The organism is Sedimentibacter sp. MB35-C1 (assembly GCF_030913635.1).
Taxonomy (GTDB): domain Bacteria; phylum Bacillota; class Clostridia; order Tissierellales; family Sedimentibacteraceae; genus Sedimentibacter.
In genome coordinates this window covers 3,187,191-3,202,216 of sequence record NZ_CP133188.1, presented here as the reverse complement: position 1 = coordinate 3,202,216, position 15,026 = coordinate 3,187,191, and the positions used below count along the sequence as shown (strand labels likewise).

Below are 15,026 nucleotides of genomic sequence, written 5' to 3'. Positions count from 1 at the left end.
GTTTTGGAGGTACACTTATGCAGAATGCTAATGAGTTGTTAGAAACTGCGAAAGATGAAATAAAGAATCTTAAATCAGGTGAAGTATTTTTGCTTCGTGATCTTTTTAAAGGCTATGAATGGAATCGAATATCACGTAGTAATCGGCTACTGTTAGGCACCTTATTTCTAAATTATATTAAATCGAATGACATATGTGTTGTATCTATTGAAAAGACTTCTTCAGGGCAACAAAAATACAGGAAAGAAAATAGTTTATGAAAGGAAGTATATTTGATGAAGATTTTTTATTTTCAATCGAATTTAGGAGCCTATTATCAATATGGATAAAACATTTTTAAAATGGGCAGGAGGAAAAAATTGGTTTATAAGTCATGAACAACATAGACTTCCAGCACAATATCATAGATACATAGATCCATTTTTGGGCGGAGGTTCGTTATATTTTTTTTTAGAGCCACCTATTGCAATAATAAATGATATAAATCGAGAATTAATTACGACATTTTCTGCGATACGAGATGATTGGCAAAGGGTAGAAAGAGCTTTAGTAGTTCATAGTAGACGTCACAGCCAAGAGTATTATTATCAAATACGTTCTATGCGTCCTAGAACACCAGCTACAATAGCTGCAAGAATGATTTATTTAAATAGGACTTGCTTTAACGGGATATATAGAGTAAATAGGAGCGGGGGATTTAATGTACCAATAGGTACTCATAATAACGTGATACTAAGTACTGATAATTTTGAACAACGATCAGCAATTTTACAAAATGCACAAATATTTTGTCAGGATTTTGAAGAAATCATTGACATGGCAGAGGCAGAGGACTTTTTGTTTTGTGATCCTCCATATTCAGTACAAGATGAAAATAATAGGTTTGTTAATTATACTGCCCAGCTATTTAATTGGAATGATCAAGTTAGATTAGCTCAATCACTTCATAGAGCAAAAGATAGAAATGTAAAGATCATTATGACAAATGTCAATCACCCAGCTGTCCGAGCATTGTATGAAAATGTGGAAGGCTATTATTTGGCAGAGGCTAATAGATATAGTTCAATTTCTGGTTTGGCTAGAGGCCGACAACAATATAACGAATTAATAGTAAGTGCTAATATATGATTTGAAGGAGGAATTATTATGGCAGGGTTACAAAATTTGGTTGACAGTTCAAATGTAGAGAATAATCCTATTACAAAAGTAAAGGAATTTATGGAGAGGCAAGAAAAGTATAAAATCGCGAATGAATATGGTAAATGGCGTTTTGTGGGTTATGTATTAGAATTAGGCTATAATGGAGCTAAAATAATAACTAATGACACATATAAGATGGAAGTTGGAGGGATACCAAGAGGCTCTTATTTGATTTTACTTCCATCAAATTATAAGCAAACTAAATCACATTTTACATTGCTACGGGTAAAAGGTATTGCTCCTACACCATTAACTGCTCAAGTACAACAGACTTATTTTGAAATGCATAAGCGATCTATGCCAGAACTTGATTTATGGACACAGTCTGATTTGCAATGGGGAGCACTTGAATGTGATGTTCTGGGAATGTTTTATGCAGACCCATTTAATGTAGATAAGCTTGCTTTTTCAGGAGATGTAAATAATATAGTAAGTCCACATCGATATGAAGTATATGCACCGGACGAAGAACTACTTAATATCATAGTTAATGGAACTGTTAAAACAGAGTTTAGGGAGAATATAGGAAAATTACGCACAATGGAATGTCAATTTGGGGTTGAAGAACAAGCTTCCGAAAATATTCCTGTAGATATTTCTATGAAAGATTTTATGGGTTGTAGAACGGCAATGTTTGGAAAAACAAGGCTAGGTAAATCTAATGTTGTAAAGCTACTTGCACAGGGTATGTTAGATGCTACAGCAGAAACTAAAAATGTAGGCCAACTCATTTTTGATACTAATGGTGAATACGCAAATGACAATAATCAAGATGGAAACTCTTCAATTTATTCTGCCAATAGGGATAGGTGTGATGTCTATGCGTTGACTCCACGAGCAGAAACACCTTCTAAGCAATTAAAATTGAATTTTTATGAAAATCCAGATACTTGCAAAGATATACTGAGTGGATTCCTAAAAGAGGATAATAAAAATTCAAACTATATAAATAATTTTTCAAGTGTAACCTTACCCTCTTTTGAAGAAATAAAAACTATTTCTGATAATGGTGATAAAACGAGAGCAATTAGAAGAATACAAATATATTGGGCAATATTATTTGAAGCTGGTTTTAAAGCGGATGAAAAAAGACTTAAAGCAAGTGGATTGGTATGTAATTATATAAAGCCTCTTGAGCCTCATTTTAATAAAGACTTTAGAAACAAAGCGTATAAGGGTAATGTTCCTAAACAACCTATTACGTTGCCTGAGCTAGTTCAAGAGCTCCGGATATTTGTTAATTACATAAGAGAAAGTAATGATCAACTTCCCAATAGTGATAAGGAACCTCTTTTTGATAAAGAAGACTGGGCCTTACTTAATTTCTTATTTCCCTCCACAGGCAGTAGTGGGCCAATTGTATTGGCGAAATATAAAGAATACCATTCATCACAAGCAACCGATTTTTTAACCGATATTGTTAAATTATTGAATGCTGGTAAAACCGTTATATTAGATTTGGGAAATGCAACAGATCGTATTAGAAAATATTTCTCAGATATACTTTCTCAGGAAATATTCTCAGCTCAAGAAAGAAAATTTGTTGAAAATAAACTTGGTGATAGTTATATTCAATTATATTTTGAAGAAGCACACAATCTTTTTCCACCTGAATCTAAAGATTTAACAGATGTTTATTCAAGATTTGCAAAAGAAGGAGCAAAATTCCATATTGGAATGGTTTATTCTACTCAATCACCATCTACAATAAATAGAGAACTTTTAGTACAAACAGAAAATTTCTTTGTAGGACATTTATCTTCTCAGGATGAAACAAAGGCATTAACAAGAATGCAGATAGCTTTTTCGGGAATAGAGGAAGATATTTTAAGGTCAAGAACTCCTGGATACATGAGAATGCTCACAATGTCACATAGGTTTGTTATCCCTGTATATGCAAAGTTATATCAACCTAAGAAAGGGGAATAAATCATGGCGTATTCAGCTGGAAATAGGTTGCCTTTTGAATCTGCTTCAAAATTAGGACATCTAAATGTTATCGAAAGCGAATGGGTAAAATCATTAATTGATGATTTTGAAATTGACGATCTAGGTTTGGGTAGTGATATAAATGATAGTATATGGGATACATATGACAGAAATAAAGAAAAAGTGCTTCAGCACATTTGGGTAGTTGATGGTTCATATGTTCCTGTGCAGGAGAACAATAAAGAAGTTGCGTTTGTTAAAACTGCATTGATGACTATCGAGCAATCCAAAATCGCAAAAATAGATAAAGAATTTCCGCACCCATTACAGCTCCAAGATATTATGAAGAATAGTGCACTTTTTCACTCAACTGTCTTTCCTTTAAAAAACATTAAAAGCGGTAAGGGAAACATATATGATACTGTAAGACATTCTATTTTTGACTCAATTAAAATTGAAGAACAAGGATTATATTTTGAGACATTGAAGTGGCTTGTATATGAAAAATGGAATATGGTTCATAAAAACTCGCCAGATTTTCAATGTCCACATTGCGGACTCAAAATAGATGATGGCATAGGCTATGATAAGGATGTAGATAACTGTAAATTCTGCGGTAAAGAAGTTCTTCTCACGGATATGATAGGTTTTCATTTAGATATGAGCGAGGATAGTGCTCCTGTAACTGTTGCATCCTCGTACATGATGATAATGGAAACGTTAATGCTATTCACAGTTATTCGTTTACATTGGGAAAGCAAAGATAAAAATCTTGTGTCGGAAACATTATATATCAAGGATGGTCCGATGACACTTGGTGGACAATATGCTAAATTGGTTCCTTGTATAAGAAATTTTCTTGATCATGCTAAACGGATAGGGCGTCCTATACATATAATGGGGTGTGAAAAATCAGGAAAGTACTTTGATTATTTACATACGATAGAAAGGTTTATACCATTAAATGATGGAGAAATTAAATATGCCGTATTAAGTCATGATTATATTAGAAAAGAAATTCAACGGGCACCTGAACATATAAACCCTTATGGTTCAAGAACTAATTATGGAGAAAAAGTATTTGTCATATTAGATAAAAACACTCAAATGGTCTTAAATATGTCGCCGGGTGAATATATTTCATCCTCAGATTTTCCTAAATCAGAAGATATAATGGGATTAGGTAGAATATTGGCTACATTGCCATCGTTAGTAAGCAGAAAATATGAGGGGGCACTATATCCAATAGAGTTGGTGAACGGAATCGCCTCCATGTCTAATTATCCATCTGCAAAAATACTTCAAGATTTTGTAAGAGACACATTGAAATAAGCTTAACATGCAATCTCATAAAGATATTGAATTTCTGTAGATGGAGTAAACATAAGTCCAAGAGGATAAAACTTGCTATCAAATTTATAGAATATATTAAAGGAGGACGTAAGTGTATAAGAATACTTGGATGAAATTTCAAATGTATTTATCATCATTATGGCTTCTTTTTTTAATGCTAATTGTAGTCAATGTCGATATTCCGATTGACTTTAGCAAAGAAGCTAGTTTTATAGGATTAGTCCCACTTTTAAAAAGAAATATTATTCCTTGTATAAGTATTATAATGTTAGGAATAAGTACAACATTTATAAAAACTTTTAACCATAAGATATCTTCTGGTACACAGGAGTATTTTGAGATAAAGAAGATAAAAAATAAGACTTATGAACATTTAACTTTCTTAACTACATATATCATCCCCTTAATATGTTTTGATTTATCCAAATTTCGCTATACGCTGGTACTCTTATTGCTTCTTATCGTCATTGCAATTATTTATGTAAAGACTGACATATACTACACGAATCCAACATTAGCAATCTTGGGATATCATCTTTATGAAGCAGATGTAGAACTTAGAGACGAAAAAGTACATGAAAGTTGCATTTTAATTACACGAGATAAAATTAAACAGAATAGTAAATTGGAATATTTGCAAATAGATGATGAAATATTTTTTGTGAAGGAGAAGGTACATGAGTGAAAACAGCACTAATAGTCGTACAAAATTATTAAATTTAATACAGAAGATTGAAGTTAACAAGGTAAATGGAGAACTCTTTTTCTTGTTAAAAAAAGATGATCGTTTAGAGATAAGAAAAGGAGATTTGGATGCAGGGACACAAGTAAAATTAACAGAAAATTTTTACAGACATACTGTTAATTATTTATTAAATGATGAGCTAAAGATAATGGGACTCACAGAGGCTGATGATAGAAAAGATGTTCTGTACAAGTACGATTATGAGCAACCTATTCAAGAGTTTGAACTAATCAATTCTGTTCAAACTGAAACTTCAGTACAAGAGTATGATATAAAGAAGGACAAGCTATCTGAAATTAAAGGTTTTATATTTGCATATGTACATAAAAATATTCGAGTTACTTTATACAAAGAAAATTATGAAGTTATGATGGTAAAAAAGAATACAGGTGAAAAGCCTTCAGAGAAAATCAATATATTGCTTACAGGTTCTAATCAGTTAAAGGAATTTGATGATTCAATTTTTAGACTAAACTATGACTTTGACTTTATGGTGGTTGAGGGAGAGTTATTTGTGAAGGACTTGAAAAAGTTAGAATCAAAATTCGGTTTTGTCGAAGTTGTCAAAAAGAAAGCAATCGAGAGTATTCACGAAATTGGTGTGCTTGATTTGGTGCAAGATATTACTAAGCTAGAACAAGGAATAAACGATGTGAGTTTTGCGAGAAAAGTGGTGAAAGTAGCTTCAAGATCTGTGGTATTAAGAAAATGTGATAAAAAAGATATAATTAATTTTATCGATACCTATGATGAAACATTAAAGAAAAAATTTAAATTCGATGAATCAGGACAATATATTAAGCTTGATACTAAAGTGTCAAGAACAGTCTTTTTGCAACTGTTGGATGATTCGTTCTTATATTCTCAACTAACATCAAGTAAATATCTTTCAGGATCAAAAGATGACATAAATAAAATCTAAAAAATAATTATATATATAGTGCCTTATAAAGTTTTTAAAAGGCACTATATTTGAAAGTTTTATTGCGTGCAATTAGAAACTAAGTGAAAATAAAAGCAGCAAGGAAAGTGGAGCAGAATATTGGTGATATTGCTTTTTATTGGTGAAGCAAAATCTTTGAAAAAAAGATTTCAGAGTCAATTATTCATAAAAGATATTACACTGCAAGGAGGCTACCAACTCCCTATGGCATCATTTTGTCTCCTCAAGGTATACAGAATGTATTGTCTAATTATATTGTAAAATTGGACTATAAACCAGTAGAATAAATATTAGGTTTCATCAATAGTTAAGGCTTTACCTATTTGGTGTTTATGAAATATCAAAAATATCTTAGATACAAAATAATAAAAGGCGGGTGAGTAAGTTGAGTAAAGATGTTAAAGCATTAAATAGTTATTTTACAGGTAATATTGGCGAATTGTCTGTAAATTTGATATACCAAAAGAATAATATTGTTTGCACTCCTTTAGGAACTTCTGATTTTGGCGAGGATTTACTATGTGATATTTTTTCTCTATCTAAGGATAATAAAGTAAGTATACGAACACAATTTTCTTTCAGAACACAAGTAAAAACAACTGAAGATATAAAAAAAGAGGGATATATTCGTAGAATAGCCAAAGGACTTTCAATATCTTTGCCGACGGGTCTCTTAAAAATATGGGAGCAAAGCTATTATCCTGTAGTTTTAGTTATGTGGGAAAGTTCAAGCGACACTGGATTCTGGTGCTTTCCAACAGAGCAAATTGAAACCTCTGGTTTAGAAAATGAAACTTTAAGCATTTCAGTAGAATTAAACAATGCCTTTAACAACAGTGGCGTACAAAGGATTAGGGAACAAGTAGAATTATATTATAACAATATGTATAAAATTGATAAAGCTAAATATCAATGTAATATTTATCCTGTTTGGATGCCTGGATATAGACTTTTCACTTCAATGGAAACTTATAAGATTGTTTCAGACAATAATACTAAAGCAAAAGCTGTATATCATATGGCTGATATGCTTCCAGCATTTTTATCTTCATATCATAATTGTAATCTTGGAAGTTTTCATGCTGGTATTGAATACTCTAACAAAGCTCAATCTCTTGAGCAGTTTTGGACAGAAGTTAATGACTTTATAGCTGGAAGTAAATTGACTTTACCTGGTAATGAATGGATATCATATATCATCAGCCCTGTAGAATTAATTTCAGAAATAGATAATAGAAAAATTTCTAATATCACGGATTGGTCGTGTTTTTCTGTAGTTGGAAATAATATTGTTTCAGATTTTGATTATACTTATAATTTAAGCCCCAACTATATTTATAGCGAGAAGGTACGAGCGACATCAGATGATCAAGAATTTTTTGTACATAGCAGCGGCGATTTTGCGGTAGAGGTTTTTTCAACTGGATTTTCATTTTTTACCCGGAAAGCAGATTTTCAACTGATGGATACTTTACACAGCAAATCTTTTTGCATATTAGATATTTCTAAATATAGTCCAGTAGAAGTTGGTGCTATTGCAGGTTGGTGTAATGAAAGCAATTATCGTTTTATAGAACTTGCTGATGATAAAGATAGAATTGTAATTTCTCATATGTTTTTTGAACCAGGTAGTTTCGGAACATTGTTGCCAGGAACCTCAACATGGAAGGAATGGGACGCGCTTAATTTTGATTCTGAAGAATTTTTTAATAAGTTACCACATGGCAATCCAGTAGACATAATAGAAAAGCAAAGAATCTTTAACAAGTATTTTCAGCATAACGAACGAATTTCTGATCTATGCTTATTGCGCTATTCTCAAGCATTGCATTCAGAAGCACTGTGTCATAACGAAAGACTTATTCGATTTATTACATATATCGAGCCTACTAATATAGTTGAATATGATGAAGGCTTTAAGGTAGCTGAGCAAAATCTAAAAGAGATATGCAAACACTTTAATCTGTATTATGATCCATATGAAGATATTACGGATGTAATTTTAGAAGTACAACCTTTAATAACCCAATCCACGCAAGAAGTAATAGCTAAAGTAGAAAATATCTATCATAACCTTATTAAGTCTATATATTTAGATAACAACCAACGAAAAAATATGGCATTCTATGTTAAATATCGGCTAGATAGATGGTTGCCTGAAAGCTTAGTACACCAAGATTAACATAGTAAGAGGACAAGGGAGAACTATCGTCCTGCGGTTTGCTTGCAACCTTTCCGCCAAGGGTATACCAGAGGGATGCGACATCTTTTTTACACACTCAAGGCACGTTGAGAGTATAATTCTGATGACGTATTGTGGCTCAGAGGACAAAAAGTAGAAGTTGGCTCAAACATATAGTGGTTTGAGGATGATTTTGGAGCAAAAATAGGGGTCAAAAAACACCGTTTTTTGACCCCTATTTTTGGCGTGATTTATAGATGACATAGGCTAAATTGAGTGATGACAAGGTTAAAATGGGTAAATGAAGGTTGAATAAGATATAAAATATTTTTCTGATTTGGGGAAAATTAATATAATCTTTGAAAGGAGCGAACTCGTCTTTAGAATACAGCTAATTAATTGCTCGGGGCAGTTAGTATAATCTTATAGCAGATTGCACAGAGGATAAATAAATTTGTTATCAGTTAACTGCACCGTTTATCGGCTTATACTAAATAAAAGGAGTAGTTATAATGAATTTAAAAGAGTTAAGAAGTAAGTGGAAATCTGAAGAAGCACATGCGTTCAAGGGATGGGATTTTTCATATATTATGATAGATGGGATAGTGAGGATTTACATTGGGATTATCATTCAATTGTTTTATCGTTTCTTAAAGATACTGATAAGATTTTGGATGTGGGAACTGGAGGTGGAGAATTTGTGCTAACACTTGAACATCCATATGCCTTGACTTACGTTACTGAGGCATATCCACCAAATGTAAAAATATGCATAGAAAACATTGAGCCACTTGGAATTACTGTCAGACAAGTATATGAAGATGATAAATTGCCCTATGAGAATAATTCCTTTGACATAATAATCAACCGTTATGAATCGTTTGATGCTTATGAAGTAAGTCACTTATTAAAAAAAGATTGCTTTTTTCCAAATCATACATTGGATAACAATGTTAGATAACTGGAAAACAATGGTTTTACAATACTGAAATCTGGAGAAGTATTTACTCCAATGTATTTTTATGATGTAGGTGCATTGGTATATTTCGCAAAAATAATTGAATGGGAATTTCCTGGATTTTCAGTCGATGCTTGTTTTGGAAATTTATGTAAATTACAAAAAGAACTAGATGCAAATGGTTTTATTAAATGTACCGTGCTTTTTTATTGTCAGTTTATATTTTACATCAATCAAAAAGAACCGTCCCGCAAATTGTCAATCCAACTTATTGACCAAGATCACCAATAAAGGCATAGAGGATTCCTTCCTTGTGGTTATGTCACTTAGTTCTAAGGTGTCATGACGTAAATTTAAGCAACATAATGCATAATGATTAATTATTGTAATTTCTTTATTGCTCCCAAGTTTTTTCAATACCAAGCTGTTTTGCTTTTCTTACTATAGTTGGTTGTGTGGTTTTTAATGCTATAGCTGCTTTATAAGTGGTTTTATATTTTTTAAGGGCATTTTTTATTAATTTTCGTTCTAATGACTGCACTGCTGCTTTAAGTGAAATGCCTTCTTCCTCTTGAAAGCTATCTTCAAATTCTAATTTAATTACTTCGTTGGGATTTGTGATAGCAAGAACTTGATTTGCATTTATTACGTCTTTTTCTCCAACTATAACTAATCTTTCGATAGCATTTTTCAACTCTCTTATGTTACCTGGCCAGTCATATTGTTCTAAATAAAACAACGCTTTATCATTAAAAAAATTATTTTTATCATATTTTATGTTGAATTCCTCTAAAAACTTTAAACAAAATAGTTTTATATCTTCTTTTCTTTCTCTTAATGGTGGTATTTTTAATGGTAATACATTTAATCTATAATATAAGTCTTGACGAAAAGCTCCCGATTTAATAGAATTAAATAAATTTTCATTTGTTGCAGATATTACTCTTACATCTAATTTTATTTTTTTTGTTCCTCCTACTCTCATGAATTCATTTTCTTGTAACACTCTCAACAATTTAGGCTGCAAGCTGAGTGGCATTGAGCCGATTTCATCAAGCAAAATAGTACCACCATTGGCAAGTTCGAACAATCCTTCTTTTGATGTAACTGCACCTGTGAATGCACCTTTTTCATATCCAAACATTTCAGATTCAAGGAGATTTTCTGGAATAGCCGCACAATTAACTGTAATAAAAGGTTTGGTATTTCTTGAGCTATTTGTATAAATTTCTTTTGACAACACCTCTTTACCTACACCGCTTTCGCCTAATATTAAAACAGATGCATCTGTTTTTGCAATAGACGGAATTAATGATTTAAGCTCTTTGATTTTTTTAGAGGTGCCAATTATTTTGGAGTTATCTTTGCTTTCCTTAAGAAATTTAATTTTTTCATTTAGGATTTTATTTTTTTCTATTTCAGAATCTAACCTCTCCTTCCAATCTGAAATTTTAGTTAGGTCTTGCACTAATGTAAATACATATTCTATTTCATTTAATCCATTAAATATAGGTGTACTGGTAACCATTAGTTTTCTGTCGTCAGACGAATTTGTTACCATTGACACTTTTTTTCGGTCTTTTAATGCCAATATAGCAGTTGATTGAGAAGAAGTTTCATCAAACAAGTGATAATCTACAAAAAAATCATCATTCATATGATTTTTTTCATTAATAGAAAGAAAATATTTTAATTGAAGACTCATTATATCCTGAATATGTTTTCCGAAGGCTTCTTCCTTTTTCATATTATAAGTTTTACACCAAGCTTTATTAACAAATATTATTTGGCCTTTATTATTTATTATATGTATAGGATGATCAACTAAATCAGAAACCAAAAAAGCATTTAAGTATTTATAACTTTCAGGAAAACTATAATTATATATCAAAATACCAACCTCCTAAGTTATTATAAGTTATTTATTAAAAATAACAATACAATATTATATCAATAATACAAAAATGAATCAACTGAATTATTAAAATAAATTGTCAGATTGCTTTTAGTTTTAACTAATCTATATATTGTGTTCATTTCTTCCGAAAAACACAACATACAGTGCTTTTTGTTTTAAATAACATAATTATACTTTAAATTATAAAATTGGCACACCGATTGCTATATATAATATTGTAAAACATTTTTAAATGAATGGAGAAAAGTATGAAAAGAGATATACTTAAAGGCATTATAGACATACATGTCCATGCAGGACCCTCAGTAGCCAGTCGGTCTGTCGATGCTGCAGAGATGCTTAAGCAAGCTGAGGAAGCAGGATATGCCGGATTTTTGGTTAAAGATCATTATTTTCCAAGTATGCTTGGTACTAAGATGATTGAAAAACACTTAGGTAAAGGAAGTTGTAAAGTATATGGTTCTATAGCTTTAAACAATTCAATAGGTCTTTTCAATCTAAAGGCATTGGATACTGCAAAGCAAATGGATGCGAAAATTATATATTTTCCGACTGTATCAACAAAAAAACATATAGATGATCATAGTAAAGCAGCTTTTGTGGGAGCAGGAAAATCAAAAGTTGATGAAAAACCTGTTGTTTATGTAGATGAAAATGGTAAAATGGATGAATTTGCTGTTGAGTGTTTAAAATACATAGCTGAAAATGATATGGTGCTGGGAACAGGACATGGTACTTTGTGGGAAGTAGATCATTTAGTTCATAAGGCGGTTGAATTAGGAGTAAAAAGGATACTTGTAAATCATCCTCATTATAACGTAGGAGCTTCATATGAAGATATGCTAAGATGGGTGAATTTAGGCGCTTTTATTGAGCTGAATGTATGTGTGTTTGAAAGTGGCTCAAAAATTGGAAACGTAGAAGACATAGTAGCAAAAAAAATGATTGATATTTGCGGTGCCGAACATATAATTTTAGATTCGGATTTAGGACAGTATGGAAACACTATGCCGGTGGAAGGAATGTATAACTTTATTAATTTGTTAATGGACAAGTATGGAGTAACTGAAGAACAAATCAATCTTATGACAAAACACAATCCTGCTATTTTGTTAAATTTATAAATTATAATTAGATTTTATATATTAAATGATATTACATTATTAGGAGGCATATAATGGCAAGAATCGAATCAGGAAATTGGAATAAACTTCCTTGGCAAGAAGTAAGAGAAGGAATTTCAAGAGTTGTATTTGGTACAGGAGTGGATAATATTAGTTGTACAATTAATAAAGTGGATAATGGCAATGAGGTTAGACCTCATAGTCATCCAAATGAACAGATTGCATTAGTTGTGAAAGGCGAATGTGATTACTATGTAGATGGGAAAGCATACAGATTGACACCGGGTTCATGGGTTAGTGTACCGGCAAATATTGAGCATTATATACATGTTTATGACAGTCCGGTTCCATGTATGCAAATGGACATTTTCTTTCCCGTTAGACCTGAATATACGGTGTCATATAGTAATTTTATAGCAGAATTAAAAAATAAAAATGAGGAATGAGAATAAAATGAACAAAATGTTCCAAACGAAATTCTTAGGAATTAAATTTAAGAACCCAATCATTGTTGCATCAACAGATATATCAAGAGAAATGGACAGCTTTAAATTGTTTGCAAAATCCGGAGTAGGGGGTATCATAACAAAATCTGTTACTGATGCTAAAGCTTTACAAACTGCAAAGATAACTATGATGGATATCCGCGACATGAATCAAAATAAAATATACGGAGAAATACCAAAAAGTTATTACTTTTTTTCAAGGGGTGGTTCCATGCTTACCATGGAAGAATATATTCCCAAAGCTATTCAACAATTAAAATTTGCAAAAGAAAATAATGTTGTACTGATTGGAAGCATATCAGCAAGTAAAGTTGAAAATTGGGTGAATTATGCAAAAACTTTTGAAGAATTAGGATTTACCATGATAGAACTGAATTTCGGAAATCCACATGGTGAAGCTGCAGACGGGAAATTAGGTTTTTTAATAGGACAATCAAAGGAATTATGTGTTGAGATAGTTAAAGAAATAATGAAAGAAGTTAAAATTCCTATCATTGTTAAGTTAACTCCTCAAATATCAGATATGACATCTTTGGTAAAAGAATTAAAGGATGCCGGTGTTAAGGCAGTTACTATAATGCATAGATATCAAGGATTGATGATTGATGAAGAAACGGATGAGCCTATTATAGGGGGGTGGGCTGCAATAGGCGGACCCTGGATGAAACCTATTACATTGGCTAATTTATCAAAAGTTTACAAAAACACAGGCATTGAGATTTGCGGAGGAAATGGAGTTGATTCTGCAAGAGACATTATTGATTTTATATTGTGTGGTGCAGGCTTAGTGCAAATAGGTTCAACTTTAATGCTCCGGGGAGCTGAATATGTAAATGTTTTGTTGGATGATTTAAAATGTCAGTTAACAAAAAGAAATGTTAAGAACATACAAGATTTGAAAGGTAAAACTGCAGATAAGATAATTTCATATAAACATCTTTGCGACATACCAAGCAGAAAGGCATTGTTTAATAAAGAAGTATGTGATAGTTGTGATGAAAAACAGTGTATAAGCAGATGCTATTTTGGTGGTTTAAAATTGCAAGATGGGAAAATGCAATATAATGAAGATTTTTGCAGCGGTTGTTGCATATGTGAGCATGTATGCGACAAAAATGCTGTTCAAATAAAAACAATAAACTAAAGAGAGGTAATTTTATGAAAATCAAGAGAATTTTATCAGCTTTATTGTTAGTGATGTTAATATTTACGGTAGTTGGATGTTCTGCACCTTCTGATACAGAAGGTAATAATCAATCAAGTCAATCAACATCAGAAGATATAAAAATTAATATTGTTTCAGCAAGTTCTGGAGGTGCCTGGTATTCAATTGGAGGTGCGCTTGCTGAATTATTTAAAACAAATATTTCTAACTCTGTAACTTCAGTTGGCCCAGGCGGAGGAATTTCAAACATATTTAGTGTTTCTAGTAATGAAGCTCAATTAGGTTTTGGTTTCCCGGATGATGTATTGGATGCAGAAGCAGGTGTAGGGGATTTTGAAGGCAACAAATTAACAAATGTAAAAGGTGTTACTGCATTATATCCTGGAGTATTGCACATTGCCACAGCTGAGGGCTCTGATATTAATTCAATAGAAGATTTAAAAGGCAAGGTTTTATGTACACAACAAAAAGGTAATTCTGCTGAAAAAATGATTCGTAAAGTATTAGAAGTTTATGATATGTCATACGATGACTTAGGTAAAGTTAACTTTGTAGGTTTTACTGATGCAGTAGATTTAGTTAAGGATGGACATGCGGATGCAATTGCCTACATGAGCACTTACCCATATGCCGCAATGCAGGACTTAGCTGAATCTAAAGGAGTTAAACTGTTAAGTTTAGATGATGAACACATAGAAAAATTATTGGAAATAAGTCCAGCTTATGATAAGGTAGTGATTCCGGGAGGTATATACAAGGGTTCAGATGAAAATGTATCAGCTATAGGATGCAAGACTATATTATTTGCAAATACTGAAACATCAGAAGATGTTGTATATAATATGACTAAAATAATGTACGAAAATTATGATCAATTATTGACTGTTAACAAGTCTTTAGAACACATGAAACCTGAATATGGTTGTAGCACAGGAATTGGATTGCACCCTGGAGCAGAAAGATATTATAAGGAAATAGGTGTGATTAAGTAAAACTTGAAAGG

Annotated in this window: 13 protein-coding genes; 12 read left to right on the top strand and 1 reads right to left on the bottom strand. The window is 31.9% G+C overall.

All coding sequences use genetic code 11. The annotated features are described in order from the left end of the window. Positions 1-17: 17 nt before the first annotated feature. The 8 genes from RBQ61_RS15505 (at position 18) to RBQ61_RS15470 (ending at position 9,313) form a co-directional block, all read left to right on the top strand. Positions 18-260 (top strand): single-stranded DNA-binding protein, encoded by a 243-nt coding sequence (locus tag RBQ61_RS15505; RefSeq protein WP_308138123.1) that lies wholly within the window; start codon positions 18-20, stop codon positions 258-260. A 61-nt stretch (positions 261-321) separates the two neighbouring features. Further along, positions 322-1,128 carry a Dam family site-specific DNA-(adenine-N6)-methyltransferase gene (locus RBQ61_RS15500; RefSeq protein WP_308138122.1) on the top strand — a complete coding sequence of 269 codons (807 nt, stop codon included), beginning with the start codon at positions 322-324 and terminating at the stop codon, positions 1,126-1,128. An 18-nt stretch (positions 1,129-1,146) separates the two neighbouring features. Then, entirely contained in the window at positions 1,147-3,129 is a 1,983-nt protein-coding gene (locus tag RBQ61_RS15495; protein WP_308138121.1) for an ATP-binding protein, read from the top strand. Between the two features lie 3 nt (positions 3,130-3,132). Further along, positions 3,133-4,461, top strand: a complete 1,329-nt coding sequence (locus RBQ61_RS15490; RefSeq protein WP_308138120.1) for a hypothetical protein — start codon at positions 3,133-3,135, stop codon at positions 4,459-4,461. Between the two features lie 112 nt (positions 4,462-4,573). Continuing rightward, the gene (gene kwaA, locus RBQ61_RS15485) at positions 4,574-5,167 is read left to right on the top strand and encodes an anti-phage protein KwaA (protein ID WP_308138119.1); all 594 of its coding nucleotides are present in this window, start codon (positions 4,574-4,576) and stop codon (positions 5,165-5,167) included. Beyond that, a complete protein-coding gene (kwaB, locus tag RBQ61_RS15480) occupies positions 5,160-6,149 on the top strand; it encodes an anti-phage protein KwaB (RefSeq protein ID WP_308138118.1) in 990 nt (329 codons plus the stop codon). The genes kwaA and kwaB overlap by 8 nt, the downstream gene beginning before the upstream one ends. A 406-nt stretch (positions 6,150-6,555) precedes the next feature. Further along, entirely contained in the window at positions 6,556-8,352 is a 1,797-nt protein-coding gene (locus RBQ61_RS15475; RefSeq protein ID WP_308138117.1) for a DUF4365 domain-containing protein, read from the top strand. A 571-nt stretch (positions 8,353-8,923) separates the two neighbouring features. Next, positions 8,924-9,313, top strand: coding sequence for a class I SAM-dependent methyltransferase (locus RBQ61_RS15470; protein WP_308138116.1), 390 nt, complete (start codon positions 8,924-8,926; stop codon positions 9,311-9,313). 391 nt (positions 9,314-9,704) lie between these two features. Here the strand turns inward: RBQ61_RS15470 and RBQ61_RS15465 are convergent, their stop codons facing one another. Beyond that, positions 9,705-11,201 carry a sigma-54-dependent Fis family transcriptional regulator gene (locus RBQ61_RS15465; protein ID WP_308138115.1) on the bottom strand — a complete coding sequence of 499 codons (1,497 nt, stop codon included), beginning with the start codon at positions 11,199-11,201 and terminating at the stop codon, positions 9,705-9,707. Between the two features lie 275 nt (positions 11,202-11,476). Between RBQ61_RS15465 and RBQ61_RS15460 the strand changes: the two genes are divergently transcribed. From RBQ61_RS15460 to RBQ61_RS15445, 4 genes are read left to right on the top strand one after another with little or no spacing between them, the layout of a single operon-like run. Continuing rightward, a complete protein-coding gene (locus RBQ61_RS15460) occupies positions 11,477-12,352 on the top strand; it encodes a DUF6282 family protein (RefSeq protein WP_308138114.1) in 876 nt (291 codons plus the stop codon). A gap of 53 nt (positions 12,353-12,405) precedes the next feature. Continuing rightward, positions 12,406-12,798 carry a cupin domain-containing protein gene (locus RBQ61_RS15455; protein WP_308138113.1) on the top strand — a complete coding sequence of 131 codons (393 nt, stop codon included), beginning with the start codon at positions 12,406-12,408 and terminating at the stop codon, positions 12,796-12,798. A gap of 7 nt (positions 12,799-12,805) precedes the next feature. Then, entirely contained in the window at positions 12,806-14,002 is a 1,197-nt protein-coding gene (locus RBQ61_RS15450) for a tRNA-dihydrouridine synthase (RefSeq protein ID WP_308138112.1), read from the top strand. A gap of 14 nt (positions 14,003-14,016) precedes the next feature. Beyond that, positions 14,017-15,015: a TAXI family TRAP transporter solute-binding subunit gene (locus RBQ61_RS15445; protein WP_308138111.1), complete on the top strand. Its 999-nt coding sequence runs from the start codon at positions 14,017-14,019 to the stop codon at positions 15,013-15,015. The last annotated feature ends 11 nt before the right edge of the window (positions 15,016-15,026 follow it).